This is a genomic window from Pseudomonas sp. R3.Fl (assembly GCF_023516765.1).
GTDB lineage: Bacteria > Pseudomonadota > Gammaproteobacteria > Pseudomonadales > Pseudomonadaceae > Pseudomonas > Pseudomonas citronellolis.
This window is the reverse complement of sequence record NZ_JAMGSO010000001.1, coordinates 1,815,570-1,838,842: the sequence shown is the minus strand read 5'-3', so window position 1 is coordinate 1,838,842 and position 23,273 is coordinate 1,815,570. Positions and strand designations below refer to the sequence as shown.

Sequence of the window (23,273 nt, the reverse complement as noted above, 5' to 3'; positions counted from 1 at the left end):
TCTCTCGTTTCGCCCCCTCGGGCGAGTCCCTTTTGTCAAACGGTGGAAGGCCACCCCCGCAAAAAGGAACCAAAAAGGCTTGCCCGCATACGGGCCCGACAGAGTCGGGCTACCCTCACGAACTCCCCCGCCACGGAGGCCCGCCCCGAGGGTACATCCCTGTAGCCCGCGGGGCTCTCGCGACATCCATGTCGCATGACCTCCTGAGCGCCGGTTTCGCTCGGCCTTCTGAAGGGGTGTTTCGGTGCGTTCGGCTATTTCTCTGGAAGTCCAAGAGCAAACGCGCTTTTGCTTTTCGTAGGAGCGAGCTTGCTCGCGAACCCTGGCCGTCACTGGGTTCCCGCGTTCGCGGGAATGACGAGGTGGGGTTAGGCGTTTCAGGATGACTCCAAACTCCCCACCCACTCCGAACAGCCCCCTCTCCCGCTTGCGGGAGAGGGCTGGGGAGAGGGCGCTCTTGAACCCAGCACCTACACCGCCGGGAAGCTCCGTTCGCGAGCAAGCTCGCTCCTACGAGAATCCATGCCCACCGGCATGCTAGGACTCCGTCCGCGACTCCACCGGCAAGACCGGCCCCGGACCAGCGATGGGTATCGCAAGCTCAACCCATCCTACGAAAAACACCTTGTCCCGGACTTCACGGGTGCCCCAAACGGGTACGTGTCCCGAACAACTTCATCCGCTCGAGCCAGGCGAGACAGCAGTTTTTGAGTTTGGTTTTGTAAGCCATCGCTTACATGTGCTGTGAGCCTTTGACGATTCGGCTTGCCGGCAAGGGGCCCTTTTCTTCAGTCTTTATAAATAACCAATTGAATTTAAAAGGCTTTATTTTCGACTGCGCTAATCCTGGCCCTACCGGGGTGCGACCCGCAGCCGCTTGCCGCTTTTGTACGGAAAGCTAATATCACTCCTGCGTACAGGGAATGACGCAGGCCGACAAGGATGCCGGTCAGGACGTCGCGGGATGCGACTCATCAGGATGATGGGGTAGGGAAAAAAGGGCGGGCCATCCCGCCCCTTTTTTTGCCCGCGAAAAAGTGCCGTCACAGATGGCACAAGGCCCGCGCGAGGCGGGCCTTGGAGCTTGGAGGAAGCGATCAGCGCTCCAGGTGCTTGAGCTTGTCGGCGACGCCGTCCCACTCTTCCGCGTCCGGCAACGAGTCCTTCTTCTCGGTGATGTTCGGCCAGACCTCGGCCAGATCCTTGTTCAGCTCGATGAACTCCTGCATGTTCTCCGGGACCTCGTCCTCGGAGAAGATCGCCTGTGCCGGGCATTCCGGTTCGCACAGGGCGCAGTCGATGCACTCATCCGGGTGAATCACCAGGAAGTTCGGGCCTTCGTAGAAGCAGTCCACCGGGCAGACTTCCACGCAGTCGGTGTATTTGCACTTGATGCAGTTGTCGGTGACGACGAAGGTCATTTTCTAATTCTCTCCTCAGGCGGGCGGCTAAGCGCGCGCGATTCTAGCAGCTTGTTCCGCTGTCCGTCAGATTCGCGTCTTCCATGCATATAACAAATCGAGCGCCTGGCGCGGTGTCAGGTCATCGGGTTTGATGCGTGCAAGCTCGTCGATCAGCGGGTGCGGCAGGCTGGCGAACAGGTCGCTCTGCATCGGCGCAGCGGGCCGGCCCGCCTCCTGGCGCGGCGCCTCGTGGGGCAGGCTGGTGGTTTCCAGGCGCGCCAGGTGCTCGCGGGCGCGCAGGATCACCGGGCCGGGCACGCCGGCCAGTTGCGCCACCGCCAGACCGTAGCTCTGGCTCGCCGGGCCGGGCAGCACGTGGTGCAGGAAGACGATGCGCTCGTTGTGCTCGGTGGCGTTCAGGTGCACGTTGGCCACCACCGGTTCGCTCTCCGGCAGCACGGTCAGCTCGAAGTAGTGGGTGGCGAACAGGGTGAAGGCGCGCAGGTGCGCCAGGTGCTCGGCGGCGGACCAGGCCAGCGACAGGCCGTCGAAGGTGCTGGTGCCGCGGCCCACTTCGTCCATCAGCACCAGGCTGCGGTCGGTGGCGTTGTGCAGGATGTTGGCGGTTTCGCTCATCTCCACCATGAAGGTGGAACGGCCGCCGGCGAGGTCGTCGGACGAGCCGATACGGGTGAAGATGCGGTCCACCAGCGACAACTCGCAGCGCGCCGCCGGGACGAAACTGCCGATGTGCGCTAGCAGCACGATCAGCGCCGTTTGCCGCATATAGGTAGATTTACCGCCCATATTCGGGCCAGTAATCACCAGCATGCGGGTGTCTTCGTCGAGCTTCAGGTCGTTGGCCACGAAGGGCGTATCCAGCACCTGCTCCACCACCGGGTGGCGGCCCTGCTCGATGAGGATGCCCGACTCCTCGACGAAGCGCGGGCGGTTCAGGTCGAGGTTCAGCGCGCGCTCGGCCAGGTTCGCCAGCACGTCCAGCTCGGCCAGGGCGGCGGCGGTGTCCTGCAGCGGCGCCAACTGGGCGATCAGCAGTTCCACCAGTTCCTCGTAGAGCTGCTTCTCGCGGGCCAGGGCGCGGCTCTGGGCGGACAGCGCCTTGTCCTCGAAGGCCTTCAGCTCCGGGGTGATGAAGCGTTCGGCGCCCTTCAGCGTCTGGCGCCGCTGGTAATCGGCCGGCGCCTGCTCGGCCTGCATGCGCGGCAGCTCGATGTAGTAGCCATGGATGCGGTTGTAGCCGACCTTCAGACCCGACAGCCCGGTGCGTTCCTTCTCGCGGATCTCTAGGTCCATCAGGTACTGGCCGGCGTTCTCGCTGAGCGTCTGCAGTTCGTCCAGCTCGGCGTCGTAGCCGCGCTTGATGACGCCGCCGTCGCGGATCACCGCCGGCGGGTTGTCGATGATCGCGCGCGCCAGCAGGTCGGCCAGTTCCGGGTAGGTGCGGATGCTGGCGGCCAGTTCGCCCAGGTGCGGAGCTTCCAGCTCGGTCATGCCGCGTTGCAGCTCCGGCAGGGCGGCCAGGGCGTCGCGCAGGCGCGCCAGGTCGCGCGGGCGGGCGTTGCGCAGACCGATACGGGCGAGGATGCGCTCGACATCGCCGATTTCCTTCAGCTGTGGCTGAAGGTTCTCGAAACGGTAGCGCTCCAGCAGGCAGGCGATGGATTCCTGGCGGGCTTCCAGCACGGCGCGGTCGCGTAGCGGGCGGTTCAGCCAGCGCGTCAGCAGGCGGCTGCCCATGGCGGTCTGGCAGCGGTCCACCACCGACTGCAGGGTGTTGTCGCGGCCGCCGGAGAGGTTGGTGTCCAGCTCCAGGTTGCGGCGGCTGGCGCCGTCGAGGATGACGGTGTCGTCCAGGCGCTCGTGGCGCAGGCTGCGCAGGTGCGGCAGGGCGGTGCGCTGGGTTTCCTTGGCGTAGGCCAGCAGGCAGCCGGCGGCGCCGATGGCCAGGGTCAGGTCCTGGCAGCCGAAGCCCTTCAGGTCCTGGGTGGCGAACTGTTGGCAGAGGCTCTTGAACGCCGAGTCGCGGTCGAAGTCCCAGGGCGCGCGACGCCGCACGCCACGGCGCTTCTCCGCCGGCAGGCCGGCGGGCCAGTCGTCGGGGATCAGCAGTTCCGCGGGGTTCAGGCGCTCCAGCTCGGCCAGCAGGGTTTCCCAGCCGCGGATTTCCTGGACGCTGAAGCGGCCGCTGGTGATGTCCAGCACCGCCAGGCCGAACAACCGCTCGTCGCCGAGCAAGGCGGCCAGCAGGTTGTCGCGGCGCTCGTCGAGCAGCGCCTCGTCGCTGACCGTGCCGGGGGTGATGATACGCACCACCTGGCGTTCCACCGGGCCCTTGCTGGTGGCCGGGTCGCCGATCTGTTCGCAGATGGCCACCGACTCGCCCAGCTTGACCAGCTTGGCCAGGTAGCCCTCCACGGCGTGGAAGGGGATGCCGGCCATGGGAATCGGCGTGCCGGCGGACTGGCCGCGGGTGGTGAGGGTGATGTCGAGCAGCTTGGCGGCCTTCTTGGCGTCCTCGTAGAACAGCTCGTAGAAGTCGCCCATGCGGTAGAACAGCAGTTGTTCCGGATGCTGTCTCTTCAGCTTCCAGTATTGCTGCATCATTGGAGTATGCGCGGAAAGGTCGCTTTGGCTCATGACTTTGGGCGGTCCGTCTTCTATATGCAAAAGCGCCTAGTGTACGGTATCCGGCCTGGCGGCTTAAGCATCGGAGTACGCAATGAGCATCAGCGACGAAGGCATCACCGACCTGGCCGCGCGCCTGGGCGCGCAGTTGCAGCGCTTGGGCGCGCGGGTCAGCACCGCCGAGTCCTGCACCGGCGGCGGCATCGCCGAGGCGATCACGCGGATCGCCGGCAGCTCGGCCTGGTTCGATGCCGGCTACGTCACCTATTCCAATGCGCAGAAGACCACGCAGCTGGGCGTGCCTGACGAACTTTTCCCACAGGTCGGCGCGGTCAGCCGGGAGGTGGTCGAGGCCATGGCCCGCGGCGCACAGGCGCGCAGTGGCGCGCGTTTCACTGTTGCGGTCAGCGGCATCGCCGGTCCGGACGGTGGTTCGCCAGAGAAGCCTGTAGGAACCGTCTGGTTGTGCTGGGCCGATGGCGAACAATGCTCCGCGCAGCGCTTTCTTTTTTCCGGCGACCGCCTCGCGGTGCGCCGGCAGGCGGTGGCGGCCGCTCTGGACGGGGTGTTGCGACTGGCCGTCGGGGAAAATCCCGTTCGGGGGTAGGCGCGCGCCTTGCCCTGTGAAATAATACTGTCTACTTATACAGTTGTTCGTGGCCCATCCCGGCCGCCTGACTTCGCGAGGACTTCAATGGACGACAACAAGAAGCGCGCCCTGGCCGCGGCCCTGGGACAGATCGAACGCCAATTCGGCAAGGGCGCGGTAATGCGCATGGGCGACCACGAGCGCCAGGCCATCCCGGCCATCTCCACCGGCTCCCTCGGCCTGGACATCGCCCTGGGCATCGGCGGTCTGCCCAAGGGCCGTATCGTCGAGATCTACGGCCCTGAATCCTCGGGCAAGACCACCCTGACCCTCTCGGTCATCGCCGAGGCCCAGCGCCAGGGCGCCACCTGCGCCTTCGTCGACGCCGAGCACGCGCTGGACCCGGACTACGCCGGCAAGCTGGGCGTCAACGTCGACGACCTGCTGGTCTCGCAGCCGGACACCGGCGAGCAGGCCCTGGAAATCACCGACATGCTGGTGCGCTCCAACGCGGTGGACGTGATCATCGTCGACTCCGTGGCGGCGCTGGTGCCCAAGGCCGAGATCGAAGGCGAGATGGGCGATGCCCACGTCGGCCTGCAGGCCCGCCTGATGTCCCAGGCGCTGCGCAAGATCACCGGCAACATCAAGAACGCCAACTGCCTGGTCATCTTCATCAACCAGATCCGCATGAAGATCGGCGTGATGTTCGGCAACCCGGAAACCACCACCGGTGGTAACGCCCTGAAGTTCTACGCCTCCGTGCGCCTGGACATCCGCCGTACCGGCGCGGTGAAGGAAGGCGACGAGGTGGTCGGCAGCGAAACCCGCGTCAAGGTGGTGAAGAACAAGGTCGCCCCGCCGTTCCGCCAGGCCGAGTTCCAGATCCTCTACGGCAAGGGCATCTACCGCACCGGCGAGATCATCGACCTGGGCGTGCAACTGGGCCTGGTGGAGAAATCCGGCGCCTGGTACAGCTACCAGGGCAGCAAGATCGGCCAGGGCAAGGCCAACGCCGCCAAGTACCTGGAAGAGAACGCGGAAATCTGCGCGGTGCTGGACAAGGCCATCCGCGAGCAACTGCTGAACAACCAGCCGGCGCCGACCAAGGCCGAGCTGGCTGCAGCCGAAGCTGCCGAGGCCGCTGAAGCCGACCTCGACTACTGATCCCGCCGATGCCGACCGTGCTCGACACGCCCGTCGCCGTGCGGCGGGCCGCCATGGACCTCCTGGCGCGACGCGAGCACGGTCGCGCCGAACTCGTCCGCAAGCTGCGCCAGCGCGGCGCGCCTGCGGAGCTCATCGAGCCCGTCCTCGACCGCCTGGCCGAGGAAGGGCTGCTCAACGAATCCCGTTACCTGGAAGCCTTCATCGCCAGCAAGGCGCGCAGTGGCTATGGCCCCCTGCGAATTCGCGAGGAGCTGAGCCAGCGCGGCCTGCCCCGCGGCGAGATCGAAAAGGCCCTGGGCGAGGCGGATGTCGACTGGCAGGCGCAAATGCGGGATGTCTGGCGCCGCAAGTTCCCCCGCCTGCCCCAGGACGCCCGCGAGCGTGCCCAGCAGGGGCGTTTCCTCGCCTACCGGGGCTTTTCCATGGAAGCCATCAATCGCCTGTTCAGTGGGCGGGGCGGGGACGACTGAGCCCGGGGCTGGCGCTGGTTGACCGGCCTGTCGGCTGGATCGCGGATGGAGTCCGCTCCTACGCCATTCACATACCACGTTCGCTTGTCCGCGATAGCTGGCGGTATCGGCGTGGTTTGCGGATAAGATCCGTTTGTACAGACGCGGGCACGGCTTCTCGTAGGAGCGAGCTTGCTCGCGAATAAATCCCGCTGCGGAGTCTGTTCGCGAGCAAGCTCGCTCCTACAGAGAACACCTCGGCGTGGTTGGCAAGACAGTTGCCCCTACGCCATTCCGCACACCGTTTTCCCCCGGAATCACGCGCCAGTGCGGTGTCACGTCGGACCAACGGCGTATAACCGCGAACGGTTATACGCCCTACGGTTGGGCGTGGGTGTAGGAACGGACTCCGTCCGCGATAGCCGGAATCACCTACGCCATTCCATGTAGGAGCGCGCCCTGCGCGCGAATCGCGGGCAGGGCCCGCTCCTACAGGTGCAGTGGCCTATGCAGGAACGGGACAAGCCTCGGTCCAGTTCTGCTTGTCGTTGATGAAGTTCACCAGCTCGCGCAGGCGGCCGTGGTCGCGGCCGTTGAAGGCGAAGGCCAGGCGCGTCAGCTGGGTGAATTCCGGCTCGTCCTTTTCCAGTTCGCCGCAGGCCTGCTGGTGGAAGCCGTCGTGCAGGCAGAGGTTGCCGAATTCCTCGTGCAGGCGCTGCATGGCGCTGTCGCTGAGGCGGTGGTTGAGGCGGATGACGAAGTTGTCCTTGAGCCAGCGGCTGGAGTGGAAGTTGCTGTAGAAGTGGGCGATCTCCCCGACCGCGTCCTCCACCGAGCGGGCCAGTTTCATCAGGTGCATGTCGCTGGGCAGGATGTAGCGGTTGTCCAGCAGTTGCTCCTGCATGAACTGCAGCGCCTGCTCCCAGTAATGCCCGCCGGGTTGGTCGAGCAGCACCACCGGCACCAGCGGGCTCTTGCCGGTCTGGATCAGCGTCAGCACTTCCAGCGCCTCGTCCAGGGTGCCGAAGCCGCCGGGGCAGAGCACCAGGGCGTCGGCTTCCTTGACGAAGAACAGCTTGCGCAGGAAGAAGAAGTGGAACGACAGCAGGTTGTTGGTACCGGCCACCGTGTGGTTGGCCTGCTGCTCGAAGGGCAGGGTGATGTTGAAGCCCAGGCTGTTCTCCAGCCCCGCGCCTTCGTGGGCGGCGGCCATGATGCCGCCGCCGGCGCCGGTGACGACCATCAGGTCGTAGCGCGCCAGGGTGCGGCCCAGGTCCCGGGCCAGGGCGTACAGCGGGTGGTTCGGGGGCGTGCGCGCCGAGCCGAATACCGTGACCTTGCGCCGGCGCTTGAACTGCTCGAGGGTGGCGAAGGCGTGCTCCATCTCGCGCAGCGTCTGCAGCATGATCTTGGCATCCCAGCGGTTGCGGTCGGCCTGGGCCATGCGCGCCACGGTGAAGAGCATCTCGCGGTACAGCGGCAGGTTCGGGCTGTCGCCCGGCGCGGCGAGGGCCGCCAGCTCCTCGACCTTCTGCGTCAGGTCGGTGCCGCTGGTCTGGAAGTGCCGGGAGAGGTAGTCCTCGGGTTCATAGGGCATGGGGATACTCCTTGTTCTTCAACCCCTTGTCGTAGGCGTGCGCCAGTCTGACATGCCGCTGATGACAGTCGGCGATGACCCTGTTTCAGATTGCGATGCGGTCCCCCTGTTCGGGAATGTTGGCTTTCCAGTCGAGGCGTTCGAGCAGTGCGGCCTGCAGGGCATCCATCTTTTCCCGCTCGCCATGTATCAGGTATAGCTCGGGTTTGTTCTCGAAGTGGCCAACCCACTGAATCAATTGCGATTGTCCGGCATGGGCGGAGAAGCCGCCGAGGGTGTGGACCTTCGCCCGCACGGCGATGCGCTGGCGCAATACACGCACGCTTTCGGCGCCGTCGACGATGGTGCGGCCCAGGGTGCCCTTGGCCTGGAAGCCGGGGAAGACGATGTGGCACTCCTGGCGCCAGAGGTTGTGCTTGAAGTGGTGGACGATGCGCCCGCCGGTGCACATGCCGCTGCCGGCGATGATGATGGCGCCGCTCTTGATGCGGTTGATCGCCATGGAGTCTTCCGGCGTCTGCGTGGTGCGCAGCAGCGGCAGCCATTCGGACAGTTTCACGGTGCCGGTGCCGCGGATGTATTCGCGGTCGCTATCGGAGAATTCGCCGGAGTGGCGCAGGTAGATGTCGTTGGCCCGCGCGGCCATGGGGCTGTCGAGGAAGACCATCTGCTGCGGCAGGCGGCCTTCCTGGTAGAAGCGCCCGAGGTAGAACAGCAGGTCCTGGGTGCGGCCGACGGCGAAGGCGGGGATCAGCACGTTGCCGCCGTCCTTTTGCGCCTGTTCGAGGATGTCCGCCAGTTCCAGCAGCGTCTCGTTGTTGTCGCGGTGGTCGCGGTCGCCGTAGGTAGATTCCAGCAGCACCACGTCGGCGCGGCTCAGCGGCGTCGGCGTGCGCATCAGCGGCGAGCAGGTGTTGCCCAGGTCGCCGGAGAACACCAGGCGGCGCGTCAGGCCCTGTTCGTGGATCTCGATCTCGACGATGGCCGAGCCGAGGATGTGCCCGGCGTTGTGGAAGGTCACGCGGATGCCGGGCGCCACTTCCACGGTGCTGCCGTAGCTGACGCTGCGGCGCAGCTTCAGGGCCTTCTCGGTGTCTTCCACGGTGTAGATCGGGGTGACCGCCGGCTTGTTCAGGCGGGCGCGCCACTTGCTCTCCCACTCGGCGTCCTTTTCCTGGATGTTGGCCGAATCCATCAGCATCAGTTCCAGCAGTTCGCAGCAGGACTCGGTGGCGTAGATCGGCCCCTTGTAGCCCTCCTTCGCCAGGCGCGGCAGCAGGCCGCTGTGGTCGATGTGGGCGTGGGAGATGACCACCGCGTTCAGGCTCTTCGGGTCGAAGGGGAAGGGCGTGCGGTTGCTGGCCTCGTTGTCGCGGGTGCTCTTGCCGTTGCTGCGGCCCTGGCGCATGCCGCACTCGAGCAGCACGCGCACGCCGTCCCGGGTTTCCAGCAGGTAGCAGGAACCGGTGACTTCCTGGGCCGCGCCGATGAAAGTGAGTAGGGCCATGGGGCCTCCTTAGCAGGATTCGGTATTTCAGACTCGCGTAGCTGGAACGAAATGGCGTTGATACAGGTCAGCGCCGCTCCCATCCGGCGACCTAGACTTCCCCCATAGCCCCAGGGAGAACGTCGAGCATGTCGCAGATACTGCCCAGTCCGGACGAACTGGCCGCGCACGCGGCGGAGCAGCCGGCATTCGCCGAATGGTTGAGCGGATACGGTCCGCTTGAGCATAGCGCGCTGACCCAGGCTGCGGTCTTCCGCGTGGCTCATCAATTGGTCCAAGCCGGCCTGCAGCCGGACCTGCCCAGCGTCTACCGGCTGTTCCGCGCGCTGGACCGGTTGACCTGCGCCGGGCTCTGGCTGGTGGTGCACATGACCTACGCGCGCCGTGTGCACCTGGACGGCACGCCGCTGCAGGCCGAGGACTTCAAGGCCAGCCCCGAGGGCCACACCGGCGGCGCCCTGAACATGGTGCCAGCCTATGCCGGCTACCTGGCGCTCAATGGCCTGACCGGCACCACCCGCGGCTGGCTGATGGGGCAGGGGCACTGCGTGGCGGCCATCGAGGCGCTCAACGTGCTGACCGCCAACCTGCAGCCCGAGCAGGCGCGGCGCTACAGTATCGACGCCGCCGGCCTGGAGCGCCTGGTGCAGGACTTCTACAGCTACGCCCAGGCGCCGGACGGCAGCGTCGCCGCGCCCCTGGGCAGCCACGTCAACCCGCATACCGCCGGCGGCATCGCCGAAGGCGGCTACCTGGGCTTCGCCGAACTGCAGTACGCGCACCTGCCGCTACCCGGCGAGACCCTGGTGGCCTTCCTCTCCGACGGCGCCGCCGAGGAGCAGCGCGGCAGCGACTGGATGCCCCGCTGGTGGCGCGCCGAGGACTGCGGCGTGGCCCTGCCGGTGATGATCGCCAATGGCCGGCGCATCGAGCAGCGCACCCAACTGGGCACCCGCGAGGGTCTGGAGGGCTTCAAGCACCACCTGAGCGGTTGCGGCTTCGACCCGCTGAGTTTCGACGGCCGCGACCCGGCCGCCTTCGTCTGCGCGCTCTGGGAGATGGAGCAGCGCCTGGCCCATCGCGTTCACGAGAAGAACAGCGGCATCCTGCAGTACCCGCTGCCGATTCCCTACGGCATCGCCGAGACGGTCAAGGGCTTCGGCTTCTACGGCGCCGGCAGCAACGCCGCGCACAACCTGCCGCTGCCGGGCAATCCTCACGACGATGCGAACGCCCGTGAGCTGTTCAACCAGCACGCGGCGCGGCTGTGGGTGCCGGAAGCGGAGCTGGACGCCGCCTGCGCACTGTTCACCGCGAGCCGCCAGGGGCGCCTGCTGGAGCGCGACAATCCGCTGGCGGTGCGCCGGCCCATCGAGCCCAGCCTGCCGGAGCTGCACTACCGCAACGACCAGTGCTCGCCGATGCTGGCGCTGGACCGCTTCTTCAGCGAACTGTGCGCGGCGAACCCGGACCTGCGGGCCCGCGTCGGCAACCCCGACGAGCTGGCCAGCAACCGCCTGGGCGGCGTGCTCAAGGCGCTGAAGCACCGCGTCTGCCAGCCGGAGAGCGCGCTGGAGGCCGTCGACGGGCGGGTCATTACCGCACTCAACGAGGAGGCCGTGGTTTCCGCCTGCCTGGCCAACCAGGGCGGGCTCAACCTGGTGGCCAGCTACGAGGCGTTCTGCGTGAAGATGCTCGGCGCGGTGCGCCAGGCGTTGATCTTCGCCCGCCTGCAGAAGGAGGCGGGGCGCCCGGCGGGTTGGCTCGGCTGGCCGCTGGTGGCCACATCGCACACCTGGGAGAACGGCAAGAACCAGCAGTCGCACCAGGACACCACCTTCTGCGAGAGCCTGCTCGGCGAGATGAGCGACATGGTGCGGGTGCTGTTCCCCGCCGACCACAACAGCCTGCTGGCGCTGCTGCCGCAGATTTACCGCAGCCGTGGGCAGCTCGCCTGCGTAGTAGCGCCCAAGCGCGAGCGGCCGAACCTGTTCGACCGGGCCCAGGCGGAACAACTGGCGCGCGATGGCGCCATCGTGGTGGAAGAACATCCCGGCAGCGATCCGCTGCTGCTGATCGCCAACGGCAGCTACCAGCTCGGTGAGATGCGTCGCGCCGTGGAGCGTCTGGCCGAGGCCGGCTACCCGTACCGCCTGGTCTACCTGCAGGAGCCGGGGCGCTTCCGCGCGCCGAGGGACAACTGGGAACTGGCGGCGGTGGCCGACGAGGCGCTGATCGAGCAACTGTTCCCGGACGCCTACGGGCGCCGCGTGCTGCTCACCCACATGCGCCCGGAAGTGGCGCGCGGGCACCTGTGGCCGATCCTGCCGGATGCACTGCGCAGCTCGGTGCTGGGCTACCGCAACCGCGGCGGGACCCTCGACGAGCCCGGCATGCTGTTCGCCAACCGGGCCTGCTGGGGCGATGTGCTGGCAGCCTGCGCGCGCCTGCTGGAAGTACCGCGCAGCGCGCTGCTGACCGCCGAGGAGGTCGCGGCGCTGGCCGGCAAGGGGGACCCGCGGGCCCTGCGCTGAAACGCTGAGGCGTCTTAGCGCTTCAGCGGTTTCACCAGAGAATCAAGGCCCTCGACCTTCAGCTCCAGCACTATCTGCATCAGGCGGCCCAGCTCGCCCTTGGGAAAGCTGTCATTGCGCTGGAACCACAGCAGGTACTCCTCCGGCAGGTCCACCAGCATGCGTCCCTGGTACTTGCCGAAGGGCATCGGCGTGCGGGCGATCTTCAGCAGGTTGAGCTTTTCCGATTCCAGCATGGCTCCGGCTTCACTTCTGCAGCTTGATGCGGCAGCTGCCGGCATCGAAGCGCTCGACGGCCACCGGGGCGTTGCTGTGGTACTCGGTGAAGTCGTAGGTGAGCACCGCGCCCTGGGCCAGCAACTGGCGGTAGCCGGTGTTGCTGCACACGCTGTCGCCCAGCTGGCTGCGCACGCTCTCGGGGTTGGCGCGCATCTTCGCGGCGTGGCTGGCGCGCACGCTGAGGTGGTTGATCAACTGGTTGCCTTCGACGGTGTAGCCCTGGTCGAGGATGTCCTCGTTGATCGCGCGCGGAGTGCCTTCGCTGCTTTCCTTGGCGACTTTCTCCAGTGTCTTGGCCAGTTCGAAGTCCTTGAGCGACGCGGCGTGGGCCGCGGGCAGGACGAGGCAGAGGGCGAGGGCGGTTAGGCGCAGCATGGGCTTCTCCTGAAACGGGTGCGTATTCGACCGCGCGACGCCGGCACGGTTCGCCGACGCCGCAAATCCCCCATTGTCCCTGAAAACCGCCTGGCTGCCGAGCGGCCTTGGCGCGCAGGGGCTCTGTTACAATCGCCGCCCGCCGTGATCGCCCTCCCGAGTCGCCGATGTCGCCCGTCCATCCCGCTACCAAGAACCATGCCGTCGCCCGCCTGCGCGCCGAGCGCCTGGCCCGTTGCGTGAAGCCCTTCGTGGCCCGCGGCTCGCGTTCGCCGCGCTGCGCCGGCTGCCGCCTGCGCCCGGACTACTGCATGTGCGCCTGGCTGCCGCAGGTGCAGGCCAACGCCGGCATGTGCCTGGTGATGTTCGACACCGAGCCGCTGAAGCCGAGCAACACCGGCTGGCTGATCGCCGAGACGGTGCCGGACACCTGGGCCTTCGGCTGGTCGCGGATCGAGGTCGACCCGGCCCTGCTGGCGCTGCTGGACGATACGCAGTGGCAGCCCTACGTGGTGTTCCCGGGGGAGTTCGTCGCCGCCGAGCGGGTGGTGGAGAAGGTCGCGCCGCAGCCCGGCAAGCGCCCGCTGTTCATCCTGCTGGACGCTACCTGGAACGAGGCGCGCAAGATGTTCCGCAAGAGCCCCTACCTGGACCGCTTCCCGGTGCTGAGCATCACCCCGGACGCGCTGTCGCGCTATCGCCTGCGCCGCTCCAAGTTCGACGAGCACCTGTGCACCGCGGAAGTGGCGGCACTGTGCCTGGGCCTGGCTGGCGACCAGCGCGCGGGGGACGCGCTGGATGCCTACCTGGACGTGTTCAGCGAGCGCTACCTGGGCGCCAAGCACCAGCGCGGCCTGGACGAGCAGAGCCCGGCGCACCAGACCCTGCGGCCCTACACCGCGCTCTAGGATTCAGGCCGTCGCGGCCTTCTTCTGCGGCCACAGCTGGGCCACCAGCATGCCGGCTAGCATCAGCGCGCAGCCGAAGTAACCGCGCGCGTGCAGGCTCTCGTCGAGGAAGATCGCCCCGGCGATGGCGGCGAATACCGCTTCCAGCGAGAGGATGATCGCAGCATGGGAGGCGATGGCGTGCTTCTGCGCGATCACCTGCAGGGTGAAGCCGGTGCCGACGCCGAGCAGGCCGCCGTAGAGCAGCGCCGGGCCGGCCTGGACGATGGCGTCCCAGTGGATTTCCTCGAACACCAGCGCCAGCGCCATGCTCACCACCGAGCAGGTGACGAACTGCAGGAAGGCCAGGCGGATGGGGTCGTAGCGGCTGGCGAACAGGCCCACCAGCAACACGTGGCAGCCCCAGACCAGCGCGCCGGTCAGCTGCAGCCAGTCGCCGGAGGCCACTTTGAAGCCCGGGCCGATGCTCAGCATGGCCATGCCGATCACCGCCAGCGCCGCGCCGAGCCAGGTGCCCGTGCCGGTGCGGTGGCCGAGCAGCAGGCCGAGCAGCGGCACGATGATCACGTACAGGCCGGTGATGAAGCCGGAGTTGGTCACGCTGGTGAACAGCAGGCCGACCTGCTGCAGGTTGATGCCGAGGGTCAGCGCGGTGCCGATGGCAAGGCCCGCCAGCAGCAGGCCGCGGTTGAACGGCTGGGCGCCGCGCTTGGCCGACCAGGCCAGCAGCGGCAGCAGCATCAGCGCGCCGAGGGCGAAGCGCAGGCCGGTATAGAGGAAGGGCCCGATGGCGTCCATCCCCAGGCGCTGCGCGACGAAGGACACACCCCAGATCATGGCGGTGACCAGCATCAGGATATCGGCGCGCAGGGCGTGGCTCTTCATGGTGTTCTCGGCAGGCAAAAAAAGAGCGCAACTCTGCCGCAAGCCGGGGACTTTGAAAAGCTGTCCATTCCGTCAGCGGGTGCGCTGGCAGTCGCCCGCATCTGCATTCTCGGCAGGCATCGGCCGATGCATTTGCGTACAATGCGCCAATCAGGTCACGACCTTTCCCAAGCTGGCCCCGCCGTTATCCGCGGCCGGGATCGAGCCTGGCCATCAAGGAACTTACATGGCTTCCTATGAAATCCTGATCGCTGACGATCATCCGCTGTTCCGCAGTGCCCTGCACCAGGCCCTCACCTTGGGCCTGGGCCCCGAAGCGAAACTGGTGGAGGCGGCGAGCATCGCCGAGCTGGAAGCCAGGCTCAACGAGAAGGCCGACTGGGACCTGGTCCTGCTGGACCTGAACATGCCCGGCGCCTACGGCTTCTCCGGCCTGGTGCTGCTGCGTGGGCAGTACCCGCAGATCCCAGTGGTGATGATCTCGGCCCAGGAGGGCGCCGCCGTGGTGCAGCGCTCCCGCGAGTTCGGCGCCAGCGGCTTCATCCCCAAGTCCAGCGAGATGGCCACCCTGCAGCAAGCGGTGCGCACGGTGCTCGACGGTGACGTCTGGTGGCCGCCGCAGGCCGACGCGGTGACCGAGCTGAGCGAGGAAGTGCGCGCCGCCAGCGCCGGCCTGGCGAGCCTGACGCCGCAGCAGTTCCGCGTGCTGACCATGGTCTGCGAGGGCCTGCTGAACAAGCAGATCGCCTTCGAGCTGAACGTCTCCGAGGCCACCGTCAAAGCCCACGTCACGGCGATCTTCCGCAAGCTCAACGTGCGCACCCGCACCCAGGCGGCGCTGTTGCTGCAACAGATGGAAACGGTTCCGGGCGCCTGATCGGCCGCCCGTGACCTTTGTTTCACATTTTCCTACGGCACCTGGTTTAGAGTGCCGCGTCTTTTTTCGCAGAGAGCCCTTCGTGACTTCTTCCCCCTTCAAGGGCCAGACCGGCCTGAAGCGCATCCTCAACGCCGCCGGCTACTCCATGGCCGGTTTCGTCGCTGCCTTCCGTGGCGAGGCGGCCTTTCGCCAACTGGTGCTGATCAACGTCATCCTCGTCCCGCTGGCGTTCTTCTGCGACGTCACTCGCGGCGAGCGCGCGCTGATGATCGCCGTGTGCCTGCTGGCGCTGATCGTCGAACTGCTCAACTCGGCGGTGGAGGCGGTAGTCGACCGCGTCTCCCTGGAGCGCCACCCGCTGTCGAAGAACGCCAAGGACATGGGCAGCGCCGCGCAGTTCGTCGCGCTGAGCATCATCACCGTGACCTGGGCGGTGATCCTGCTCGGCTGAGCCTGCGCCGTTACCTGTAGGAGCGGGCCCTGCCCGCGATTCGCGCGCAGGGCGCGCTCCTACATGGAGTGGTGTGGGTGGGGTAGCGTAGGAGCGGATCTTATCCGCAAATCGTGCCGCAATCTCCGGCTATCGCGGACGAGGTTCTACGCTGTTTTCTGGGTTCCCGCGTTCGCGGGAATGACGGGATGAAAGTCATGTTTTCCAACGTCATTCCCGCGAACGCGCACTACTGTCCGGAATATTTATCGGGGAAAGTCTGGAGGGCTTGCGGGGGCTGAAGGCACGGGTTAAACCGTTGAGCGCCAACTCAACCTCACAGCCCCGCAAGATGTTCAGGATAAGCCGTTTTCACGATGTTCTAAAAGCGCTGCCTCGCGGCGTCTTCGATCGACTGGTCGCCGAACAAAACGCCGACAAGCACAGCAAGCGCTTTGGCAGTTGGGATCACCTGGTGGCCATGGTGTACGCCCACCTGGCAGGCGCGAGCAGCCTGCGTGCGCTTGAAACCAGCTTCAACAGCCACCCCCATCAGCACTATCACCTGGGTACGGGCCCGATCCGACGTTCCACCCTGGCCGACGCCAACGAACGCCGTAATACCGAGGTCTTCGCCCAGGCAGCGCACTACCTGATGGCGGGCGTCTGCCGGCAGTTACGCCGTGACGGGAAAGAGCTGCTGTACCTGCTGGATTCCACCACGATCCCCCTCAAGGGCCCTGGCTTCGACGAATGGACGTTGTCCAATCGAACCCGCTCCCAGGGGCTGAAAGTCCATGTGCTGTATGCCGAGCAGGCGGCTGCGCCGGTGCACTGCAGCTTCAGCGCAGCCAACGTCAACGACGTTGATGAAGGCAGGAGGCTGAACATCGAACCGCAGGCCACCTACGTGTTTGACAAGGGTTATTACGACTTCAACTGGTGGGCGAGCCTGGATGCCCAGAAGGCCCGCTTCGTCACACGATTCAAGTCCAATGTGCAGCTCAAGGTCCTGGCTCAGCGCGAGATCCCCCAGCAAGACCGGGAAACGATCCTGCGAGACGAAGAGGTGAGTTTCTCCAACCGCAACCCAGGTGGCCGGCGGCGTAATCACTACACCCAGCCCCTGCGGCGGATCCTGGTGAACCGCCCAGGCGATGAGCCGCCTCTGAGCCTGGCGACCAACGACCTGAGTAGCCCGGCGGCAGAAATCGCCGAGCGCTACCGGGATCGCTGGCGGATCGAGCTGTTTTTCAAATGGATCAAGCAACACCTGAAGGTCAGGCGTTTCCTGGGCCGTAGCGAGAATGCCGTGCGCATCCAGATTCTCTGTGCGCTGATCAGCTACTTGTTGCTGAGCCTTTACCAACGCAGGACGGGAACGCAGCAGAGCCTGTGGATGCTGATGGTGGAGGTACAGGCGACGCTGTTTCAGCGTCCTGGCCTGGAGGCTGAACGTTACCGACGACGGCAAGAGCGAATACGCGAGATCAACCTGCGTCAGGGGCAACTGTTAATAGCATGAGGCGTGCCGGACAGCAGTGCGCGAACGCGGGAACCCAATAGACAATTGCTCCTACGGTCGTTCGGCAGGCCCGCCTCAGGGAATCATCGGCAGCACGATCTCGTCGCTGCGGCTGATGCCCGCCGTCTCGCTGCGGCACAGGTCGAGGAATTCGCGCATGGTCGCGGTCTGGTACTTCTGCCGGTGCCAGATGAAATAGAACTGCCGGCGCAGGTCCAGCTGCGGGGTATCCACCGGCACCAGGCTGCCGCGGCGGAAGGCGTCGCGCAGGGCCAGGCGCGAGATGCAGCCGATGCCCAGGCCCGACTCCACGGCGCGCTTGATCGCCTCGGTGTGCTCCAGCTCCAGGCGGATGTTCAGCGGCTCGATGTGGTGGCGCATGGCCTGGTCGAAGGTCAGGCGGGTGCCCGAGCCCTGCTCGCGGAGGATCCAGGCCTCGCTGCTGAGCCGGTGCAGGTCCACGGGGCCTGCGTTGGCCAGCGGGTGCTGCGGCGCGCAGAACACCACCAGCTCGTCCTCCATCCACGGTTGCACCTCGATGTCCGGGTGCTGGCAGTCGCCCTCGATCAGGCCCAGGTCCAGCTCGTAGTGGGCGATGCGCTGCACCACGTGGGCGGTGTTGTGCACGTGCAGGCGCACCCGGCAGTCCGGCTGGCGCTGCATGAAGGTGCCGATCAGCAGGGTGGCCAGGTAGTTGCCGATGGTCAGGGTGGCGCCCAGGTCCAGGGAGCCGAAGGCGCTCTTGCCGTTGAGCAGCGTCTCGATCTCGCTGCCGCGGTCCAGCAGCGCCACCGCCTGGGGCAGCAACTGGCGGCCTAGGGCGTTCAAGGTCAGGCGCTTGCCGGCGCGGTCGAACAGCTTGCAGTCGAACTGCCGCTCCAGCTCGCCCAGGGCCGTGCTGGTGGCCGACTGCGACAGCGAGAGTGCCTCGGCGGCGCGCGACACGCTTTCCTGCTGGGCCACGGCGACGAAGACTTCCATCTGGCGCAGGGTGAATTTCATCGGTTCGGCTGGCTCCGTGGCGGGCGAGGGGCGCGACATTCGGTCGCCCCTGGCGGGGCGGCAGGGGGCGTAAGCTGGCGCGCGCCGGCCGCCAGTCGTCCCTTATCTGCGTTTTGGATTAGCAATATCCAGATAATTTATTTTGCGGATATTCTCGCCCCCTATAAAATGTCGCGCAATCGCGCTACGTCCGGGATCTGCTGGGGTGCGCCACGAATCTCTAGGAGTCCTTGATGAGCAACCTGTACACCGAGCGCGTTCTCAGCGTGCACCACTGGAACGACACCCTCTTCAGCTTCAAGACCACCCGTAACCCGGGCCTGCGCTTCAAGACCGGCCAGTTCGTGATGATCGGCCTGGAGGTCAACGGTCGCCCGCTGATGCGCGCCTACTCCATCGCCAGCCCGAACTACGAGGAGCACCTGGAGTTCTTCAGCATCAAGGTCCCGGACGGCCCGCTGACCTCGCGCCTGCAGCACCTGAAGGAAGGCGACGAGCTGATGGTCAGCCGCAAGCCCACCGGCACCCTGGTGCTGGACGACCTCAAGCCTGGCAAGCACCTGTACCTGCTGAGCACCGGCACCGGCATGGCGCCGTTCCTGAGCGTGATCCAGGACCCGGAAGTCTACGAGAAGTTCGACAAGGTCATCCTGGTCCACGGTGTGCGCTGGGTCAGCGAGCTGGCCTACGCCGACTTCATCACCAAGGTCCTGCCGGAGCACGAGTACTTCGGCGACATGGTGAAAGAAAAGCTGATCTACTACCCCCTGGTCACCCGTGAAGAGTTCCGCAACATGGGCCGCCAGACCGACCTGATGCGCAGCGGCAAGCTGTTCGCCGACATCGGCCTGCCGCCGATGAACCCGCAGGACGACCGCGCCATGATCTGCGGCAGCCCGAGCATGCTGGACGAGACCAGCGAAGTGCTGAATGGCTTCGGCCTGCAGATCTCCCCGCGCATGGGCGAGCCGGGCGACTACCTGATCGAGCGCGCCTTCGTCGAGAAGTAAGCGCAGCCCGCTGAAAAAGCCCGCCGCCCGGCGGGCTTTTTGGTTCATGGCGGATACGGGGAAATGCCGTGCGTAGGAGTGCGTAGGGTCCGGCGTGGCCGGTAAATCCAATCGCGGATGAATCCGCTCCTACGACCGTGCTTCCTGGAACCGTAGGAGCGGACTCCGTCCGCGATTCGGCGGATAACGCCGTAGGCGTTATGCGCCCTACGGGGTGAGGCGGCGAAGCGCGGGTTGCACATCCAGTACCCGGATCACCCCCGCCTCGGGGTAATGCCAATGCACGTCCAGGTCCCACAACCGTGCGCCGTAGCGGCGTTCCGGAGTGGGTTGCTGGTAGGCCGGGCGTGGGTCCTGGGCCAGGCACTGTTCGACCAGCTCGACTACCGGTTCGCCCAGGCGCAGGGCCTGCTCCCGGGCCTGGGCCAGGGCGGCGTCGCTCCACTGCACCGGGATCGGCGCCGGCGGCGCCTCGGCGATGCCGTTGCGCGCGTCGGCCACGGCGTCGGCGTAGGGCACGTAGGGCTTGATGTCGAGCACCGGGGTGCCGTCCAGCAGGTCGATGCCGGACAACCACAGGCGCCCGGGCTCGACCTTCTCCAGGCGCACCACCGACTGGCCGATGCCGTTGGGCCGGTGCGTGGCGCGGGTGGCGAACACCCCCAGGGAGCGGTTGCCGCCCAGGCGCGGCGGGCGCACCTTGAGCCGCGGCTTGTCTTCCAGGGCCTGGTGGAAGAGGAACAGCAGCCAGACGTGGCTGACCTGCTCCAGGCCTTCCACCGCCTCGCCGCCGTCGAATGGTGGCAGCAGCTCCAGCACGCCCCGCGCCGCCGGGGCCAGCTGCGGTTGGCGCGGGATGGCGAACTTCTCCTTGAAGCAGGAGCGGATATGGCCGATGGGGGAGACGGAGTAGGACATGGCGGCACGCGCGTGGAGCAGGGGCCGCCATGTTACCCGATCGGCACGGCAAACCCCCGCCGCTTGCGTCATCGCCGGCGCCTGCGCAGCAACAGCCAGCCGTAGCAGGCCAGGGTGAGCGCCGCGACCAGCGTGCCCAGCAGCAGTTGCACGGCGGGTGTCAGGCCGGGCGGGTAGATCAGCGGGATCAGGTAGTGCTCGACGAAGCCGCCAGCGTAGCCCTGTTCGCCGGCGGCGCGGCGCAGGTGGTTTTCCAGTGGCGTCAATGGGCAGACCAGCTGCAGCCACTCCACGGTAACGCCCCAGGCCGCGGCCGGCAGGTGCAGCCAGGCCAGGCGCGGCCAGCGCAGCACCAGTGGGCCGCCGAGGACGACGAAGAGGATGAAGGCCAGGTGCAGCAGCACCACGGCGTCGGCGGCCAGGCGCAGGAGCATGGTGGTGTTTCCGGCGTGGTGGAGTGGTCGAGGGAAGGATAGATGGGTCAATGGAAAGGCCGGCAGGGTGGTGATGCTGTTCATTTGGGTGGTGCTTCGGTTTGGCGGGGGGCTAATCCTGGCTCCGCTCCGTGCCGTCGGGGTATTCGGTGTGGCCGGGGAATCCAATCGCGGACGGAGTCCGCTCCTACGTCCGTGTCTCCCTGGAGCCGTTCTCCTGCTATTCGCGCCCTATGATTTGCGTACTGTGATTCAGGGAGGCTGGTGATTGCGCTTCACGCCGAACGGTTCCCTCTCCCGCTTGCGGGGGAGGGTTAGGGAGGGGGCGGGGTACAGGATTGGCAGAGGTGTGGGGGCGAAGTCCGTAACCCTCTCCCCAGCCCTCTCCCTGAAGGGAGAGGGGGCTGTCCTGAGTGGCTTGCCAGTCCGGCACCATCCTCCACCCCCGTCATTCCCGCGAACGCGGGAACCCAGTGACTGCGGGGTTCGCGAGCAAGCTCGCTCCTACGAAGAGCAAAAGCAGCCCTGCTCTGGCTTTTGCTTTGGGACTTCCAGAGAAATAGCCGAGCGCACCGGAACGCCCCTTCAGAAGGCCGAGCGAAACCGGCGCTCAGGAGGTCATGCGACATGGATGTCGCGAGAGCCCCGCGGGATACAGGGACGTACCCTCGGGGCGGGCCTCCGTGGCGGGGGAGTTCGTGAGGGTAGCCCGGCTTTATCGGGCCCGTATGTTGGGGCAAGCCTTCTTGGTTACTTCTTTGGCGTTTGAAAGAAGTGACTCGCCCGAGGGGGCGAAACAAAAAATCTCCGCAAACTCGGAGCGGCGCGTCACACCCAAACAAGAAGCCACTGGGTTCCCGCGTTCGCGGGAATGACAGGTTAGAGATCGGAGCGCCGGGCCAGGCCCTTGAGGAAATTGCGCAGCAACTGGTCGCCACAGGGACGGTAGTTGCCGTGACCGGGAGCACGGAACAGCGCGTTGAGTTCCCCCTTGGTCATCACCAGCCCGGCCTCGTCGAGAATCGCCAGCAGATCGTGGTCGCGCAGTTCGAAAGCCACCCGCAGCTTCTTCAACACCAGGTTGTTGGTCAACGGCAGCTCCAGCGGCGGCAGCGGCCGGCTGTCGTCGCGGCCGCGGCGGTGGATGATCAGGCCGTCGAGAAAGCGCGCCAGCACCTCGTCCGGACACTCGCGGTAGCCGGGTTCGTCCTCGCGGGCCAGCAGCGCGGCGACTTCTGCCTCGTCCAGCGTCAATCCGGCCAGGCCGGCGATGGCGGCGACCTCGCGGTCGGCGATGTCGAGGCTGTAGCGCAGGCTGCGCAGGATGTCGTTGTTGAGCATCGGTAGTGTCCCGGTTGAAAGAAAAAGCCCCGCAAGGCGGGGCTTTCGGCGACTCAGGCCAGTTCGGCCCAGAGATCGTACTCGTCGGCATCGGTGATGCGCACGCGCACCTTGTCGCCCGGCTTCACGTCGAAGGTGTCGATGTAGACGGCGCCGTCGATCTCCGGAGCGTCGGCCCAGGAACGGCCCACCGCGCCTTCGGCGTCCACCTCGTCGATCAGCACGTCGATTTCCTTGCCCACCTTCAGTTGCAGGCGCGCGGCGGAAATCGCCTGCTGGTGCGCCATGAAGCGCTCCCAGCGTTCCTGCTTGACGTCATCGGGCACCGGCTCCAGGCCCAGGTCGTTGGCCGGGGCGCCTTCCACCGGGGAGTACTGGAAGCAGCCGACGCGGTCGAGCTGGGCTTCGGTCAGCCAGTCGAGCAGGTACTGGAAGTCTTCCTCGGTCTCGCCGGGGAAGCCGACGATGAAGGTCGAGCGGATGGTCAACTCGGGGCAGAGCTCGCGCCATTTCTTGATGCGCGCCAGGGTCTTGTCCTCGAAGGCCGGGCGCTTCATGGACTTGAGCACTTTCGGGCTGGCGTGCTGGAAGGGGATGTCCAGGTAGGGCAGCAGCTTGCCCTGGGCCATCAGCGGGATCACGTCGTCGACGTTGGGGTAGGGGTAGACGTAGTGCAGGCGCACCCACACGCCCATGCTCGACAGCGCTTCGCACAGCTCCAGCATGCGCGTCTTCACCGGCTGGCCGTCCCAGAAGTCCAGCTTGTACTTCAGGTCCACGCCGTAGGCGCTGGTGTCCTGGGAGATCACCAGCAGTTCCTTGACGCCGGCCTTGACCAGGCGCTGGGCCTCGCTGAGCACGTCGCCCACAGGGCGGCTGACCAGCTTGCCGCGCATCGACGGGATGATGCAGAAGCTGCAGCTGTGGTTGCAGCCCTCGGAAATCTTCAGGTAGGCGTAGTGGCGCGGGGTGAGCTTGATGCCCTGCGGCGGCACCAGGTCGATCAGCGGGTTGTGCTCGGCCTTGGGCGGCACCACCTCGTGCACGGCGCTGACCACCTGCTCGTACTGCTGCGGGCCGGTCACGGCCAGCACGCTGGGGTGCACGTCACGGATGCTGTCCTCGGCCACGCCCATGCAGCCGGTGACGATGACCTTGCCGTTCTCGGCGATGGCCTCGCCGATGGCGTCCAGGGATTCGGCCTTGGCGCTGTCGATGAAGCCGCAGGTGTTCACCACAACGACGTCGGCGTCCTCGTAGGTGGGCACGATCTCGTAGCCCTCCATGCGCAGCTGGGTGAGGATGCGTTCGGAGTCGACCGTTGCCTTGGGGCAACCGAGGCTGACGAAACCGACTTTGGGCGTTGCGGTGGACATGGGCGGCTAACCTCT

The 23,273-nt window shown here is 66.4% G+C and carries 21 protein-coding genes; 9 read left to right on the top strand and 12 right to left on the bottom strand.

Annotated elements, in window-relative coordinates; all coding sequences use genetic code 11:
- Positions 1-1,097: 1,097 nt before the first annotated feature.
- Both fdxA and mutS read right to left on the bottom strand, forming a co-directional pair.
- Positions 1,098-1,421, bottom strand: a complete 324-nt coding sequence (gene fdxA / locus M8R19_RS07780; RefSeq protein ID WP_074985513.1) for a ferredoxin FdxA — start codon at positions 1,419-1,421, stop codon at positions 1,098-1,100.
- 66 nt (positions 1,422-1,487) lie between these two features.
- Entirely contained in the window at positions 1,488-4,061 is a 2,574-nt protein-coding gene (mutS, locus tag M8R19_RS07775; protein ID WP_249917481.1) for a DNA mismatch repair protein MutS, read from the bottom strand.
- 82 nt (positions 4,062-4,143) lie between these two features.
- On the opposite strand from mutS, the gene M8R19_RS07770 reads away from it, so the two are divergent.
- From M8R19_RS07770 to recX, 3 genes are all read left to right on the top strand, one after another.
- The gene (locus M8R19_RS07770; protein WP_249917480.1) at positions 4,144-4,656 is read left to right on the top strand and encodes a CinA family protein; all 513 of its coding nucleotides are present in this window, start codon (positions 4,144-4,146) and stop codon (positions 4,654-4,656) included.
- 87 nt (positions 4,657-4,743) lie between these two features.
- Entirely contained in the window at positions 4,744-5,805 is a 1,062-nt protein-coding gene (gene recA / locus M8R19_RS07765; protein WP_009616839.1) for a recombinase RecA, read from the top strand.
- Positions 5,806-5,813: 8 nt separating this feature from the next.
- Positions 5,814-6,278 (top strand): recombination regulator RecX, encoded by a 465-nt coding sequence (gene recX, locus M8R19_RS07760; RefSeq protein WP_116423042.1) that lies wholly within the window; start codon positions 5,814-5,816, stop codon positions 6,276-6,278.
- Between the two features lie 484 nt (positions 6,279-6,762).
- On the opposite strand, the gene M8R19_RS07755 is transcribed toward recX, so the two are convergent.
- Together M8R19_RS07755 and M8R19_RS07750 are read right to left on the bottom strand one after the other, a co-directional pair.
- Positions 6,763-7,854, bottom strand: coding sequence for an LOG family protein (locus M8R19_RS07755; protein WP_249917479.1), 1,092 nt, complete (start codon positions 7,852-7,854; stop codon positions 6,763-6,765).
- Between the two features lie 85 nt (positions 7,855-7,939).
- A complete protein-coding gene (locus M8R19_RS07750; RefSeq protein WP_074985510.1) occupies positions 7,940-9,361 on the bottom strand; it encodes an MBL fold metallo-hydrolase RNA specificity domain-containing protein in 1,422 nt (473 codons plus the stop codon).
- Positions 9,362-9,489: 128 nt separating this feature from the next.
- On the opposite strand from M8R19_RS07750, the gene M8R19_RS07745 reads away from it, so the two are divergent.
- Positions 9,490-11,895, top strand: coding sequence for a phosphoketolase family protein (locus M8R19_RS07745; protein ID WP_249917478.1), 2,406 nt, complete (start codon positions 9,490-9,492; stop codon positions 11,893-11,895).
- 14 nt (positions 11,896-11,909) lie between these two features.
- On the opposite strand, the gene M8R19_RS07740 is transcribed toward M8R19_RS07745, so the two are convergent.
- Both M8R19_RS07740 and M8R19_RS07735 read right to left on the bottom strand, forming a co-directional pair.
- Positions 11,910-12,131: a DUF3820 family protein gene (locus M8R19_RS07740; protein WP_009616847.1), complete on the bottom strand. Its 222-nt coding sequence runs from the start codon at positions 12,129-12,131 to the stop codon at positions 11,910-11,912.
- Positions 12,132-12,141: 10 nt separating this feature from the next.
- Positions 12,142-12,549: a quorum-sensing-regulated virulence factor family protein gene (locus tag M8R19_RS07735; protein ID WP_043271144.1), complete on the bottom strand. Its 408-nt coding sequence runs from the start codon at positions 12,547-12,549 to the stop codon at positions 12,142-12,144.
- 167 nt (positions 12,550-12,716) lie between these two features.
- Between M8R19_RS07735 and M8R19_RS07730 the strand changes: the two genes are divergently transcribed.
- Positions 12,717-13,457, top strand: a complete 741-nt coding sequence (locus M8R19_RS07730; RefSeq protein WP_249917477.1) for a tRNA-uridine aminocarboxypropyltransferase — start codon at positions 12,717-12,719, stop codon at positions 13,455-13,457.
- 3 nt (positions 13,458-13,460) lie between these two features.
- On the opposite strand, the gene M8R19_RS07725 is transcribed toward M8R19_RS07730, so the two are convergent.
- Positions 13,461-14,342, bottom strand: a complete 882-nt coding sequence (locus M8R19_RS07725) for a DMT family transporter (protein WP_249917476.1) — start codon at positions 14,340-14,342, stop codon at positions 13,461-13,463.
- Positions 14,343-14,568: 226 nt separating this feature from the next.
- On the opposite strand from M8R19_RS07725, the gene erdR reads away from it, so the two are divergent.
- The 3 genes from erdR to M8R19_RS07710 all read left to right on the top strand — a co-directional run bounded on the left by erdR (position 14,569) and on the right by M8R19_RS07710 (position 17,177).
- The gene (erdR, locus tag M8R19_RS07720) at positions 14,569-15,219 is read left to right on the top strand and encodes a response regulator transcription factor ErdR (protein WP_249917475.1); all 651 of its coding nucleotides are present in this window, start codon (positions 14,569-14,571) and stop codon (positions 15,217-15,219) included.
- An 82-nt stretch (positions 15,220-15,301) separates the two neighbouring features.
- Complete coding sequence (locus M8R19_RS07715) at positions 15,302-15,673, top strand: diacylglycerol kinase (RefSeq protein ID WP_058070966.1); 372 nt, start codon at positions 15,302-15,304, stop codon at positions 15,671-15,673.
- A 331-nt stretch (positions 15,674-16,004) separates the two neighbouring features.
- Positions 16,005-17,177, top strand: a complete 1,173-nt coding sequence (locus M8R19_RS07710; protein WP_249917089.1) for an IS4 family transposase — start codon at positions 16,005-16,007, stop codon at positions 17,175-17,177.
- A 75-nt stretch (positions 17,178-17,252) separates the two neighbouring features.
- On the opposite strand, the gene M8R19_RS07705 is transcribed toward M8R19_RS07710, so the two are convergent.
- Complete coding sequence (locus M8R19_RS07705; RefSeq protein WP_009616855.1) at positions 17,253-18,179, bottom strand: LysR family transcriptional regulator; 927 nt, start codon at positions 18,177-18,179, stop codon at positions 17,253-17,255.
- 233 nt (positions 18,180-18,412) lie between these two features.
- Here M8R19_RS07705 and fpr point away from each other — a divergent pair, with 233 nt between their 5' ends.
- On the top strand, positions 18,413-19,189 hold the full coding sequence (gene fpr / locus M8R19_RS07700) for a ferredoxin-NADP reductase (protein ID WP_009616858.1): 777 nt from the start codon (positions 18,413-18,415) through the stop codon (positions 19,187-19,189).
- 207 nt (positions 19,190-19,396) lie between these two features.
- Here the strand turns inward: fpr and tsaA are convergent, their stop codons facing one another.
- The 4 genes from tsaA to rimO all read right to left on the bottom strand — a co-directional run bounded on the left by tsaA (position 19,397) and on the right by rimO (position 23,258).
- Positions 19,397-20,107 carry a tRNA (N6-threonylcarbamoyladenosine(37)-N6)-methyltransferase TrmO gene (gene tsaA / locus M8R19_RS07695; protein ID WP_249917474.1) on the bottom strand — a complete coding sequence of 237 codons (711 nt, stop codon included), beginning with the start codon at positions 20,105-20,107 and terminating at the stop codon, positions 19,397-19,399.
- Between the two features lie 68 nt (positions 20,108-20,175).
- Entirely contained in the window at positions 20,176-20,541 is a 366-nt protein-coding gene (locus M8R19_RS07690) for a DUF2784 domain-containing protein (RefSeq protein WP_074985497.1), read from the bottom strand.
- 879 nt (positions 20,542-21,420) lie between these two features.
- On the bottom strand, positions 21,421-21,882 hold the full coding sequence (locus M8R19_RS07685) for a YehS family protein (RefSeq protein WP_116423051.1): 462 nt from the start codon (positions 21,880-21,882) through the stop codon (positions 21,421-21,423).
- 53 nt (positions 21,883-21,935) lie between these two features.
- Positions 21,936-23,258 (bottom strand): 30S ribosomal protein S12 methylthiotransferase RimO, encoded by a 1,323-nt coding sequence (rimO, locus tag M8R19_RS07680; protein WP_064583991.1) that lies wholly within the window; start codon positions 23,256-23,258, stop codon positions 21,936-21,938.
- Between the last annotated feature and the right edge of the window lie 15 nt (positions 23,259-23,273).

Excerpts from the sequence above, each read along its gene's own strand:
- recX (WP_116423042.1), top strand. The coding sequence starts at position 5,814 with ATGCCGACCGTGCTCGACACGCCCGTCGCCGTGCGGCGGGCCGCCATG.
- M8R19_RS07690 (WP_074985497.1), bottom strand. The coding sequence starts at position 20,541 with ATGCTCCTGCGCCTGGCCGCCGACGCCGTGGTGCTGCTGCACCTGGCC.
- erdR (WP_249917475.1), top strand. The coding sequence starts at position 14,569 with ATGGCTTCCTATGAAATCCTGATCGCTGACGATCATCCGCTGTTCCGC.
- M8R19_RS07710 (WP_249917089.1), top strand. The coding sequence starts at position 16,005 with ATGTTCAGGATAAGCCGTTTTCACGATGTTCTAAAAGCGCTGCCTCGC.
- M8R19_RS07685 (WP_116423051.1), bottom strand. The coding sequence starts at position 21,882 with ATGCTCAACAACGACATCCTGCGCAGCCTGCGCTACAGCCTCGACATC.
- M8R19_RS07725 (WP_249917476.1), bottom strand. The coding sequence starts at position 14,342 with ATGAAGAGCCACGCCCTGCGCGCCGATATCCTGATGCTGGTCACCGCC.
- fpr (WP_009616858.1), top strand. The coding sequence starts at position 18,413 with ATGAGCAACCTGTACACCGAGCGCGTTCTCAGCGTGCACCACTGGAAC.
- M8R19_RS07745 (WP_249917478.1), top strand. The coding sequence starts at position 9,490 with ATGTCGCAGATACTGCCCAGTCCGGACGAACTGGCCGCGCACGCGGCG.
- M8R19_RS07735 (WP_043271144.1), bottom strand. The coding sequence starts at position 12,549 with ATGCTGCGCCTAACCGCCCTCGCCCTCTGCCTCGTCCTGCCCGCGGCC.
- mutS (WP_249917481.1), bottom strand. The coding sequence starts at position 4,061 with ATGAGCCAAAGCGACCTTTCCGCGCATACTCCAATGATGCAGCAATAC.
- M8R19_RS07740 (WP_009616847.1), bottom strand. The coding sequence starts at position 12,131 with ATGCTGGAATCGGAAAAGCTCAACCTGCTGAAGATCGCCCGCACGCCG.
- M8R19_RS07750 (WP_074985510.1), bottom strand. The coding sequence starts at position 9,361 with ATGGCCCTACTCACTTTCATCGGCGCGGCCCAGGAAGTCACCGGTTCC.
- tsaA (WP_249917474.1), bottom strand. The coding sequence starts at position 20,107 with ATGTCCTACTCCGTCTCCCCCATCGGCCATATCCGCTCCTGCTTCAAG.
- recA (WP_009616839.1), top strand. The coding sequence starts at position 4,744 with ATGGACGACAACAAGAAGCGCGCCCTGGCCGCGGCCCTGGGACAGATC.
- rimO (WP_064583991.1), bottom strand. The coding sequence starts at position 23,258 with ATGTCCACCGCAACGCCCAAAGTCGGTTTCGTCAGCCTCGGTTGCCCC.
- M8R19_RS07770 (WP_249917480.1), top strand. The coding sequence starts at position 4,144 with ATGAGCATCAGCGACGAAGGCATCACCGACCTGGCCGCGCGCCTGGGC.
- M8R19_RS07730 (WP_249917477.1), top strand. The coding sequence starts at position 12,717 with ATGTCGCCCGTCCATCCCGCTACCAAGAACCATGCCGTCGCCCGCCTG.
- M8R19_RS07705 (WP_009616855.1), bottom strand. The coding sequence starts at position 18,179 with ATGAAATTCACCCTGCGCCAGATGGAAGTCTTCGTCGCCGTGGCCCAG.
- fdxA (WP_074985513.1), bottom strand. The coding sequence starts at position 1,421 with ATGACCTTCGTCGTCACCGACAACTGCATCAAGTGCAAATACACCGAC.
- M8R19_RS07755 (WP_249917479.1), bottom strand. The coding sequence starts at position 7,854 with ATGCCCTATGAACCCGAGGACTACCTCTCCCGGCACTTCCAGACCAGC.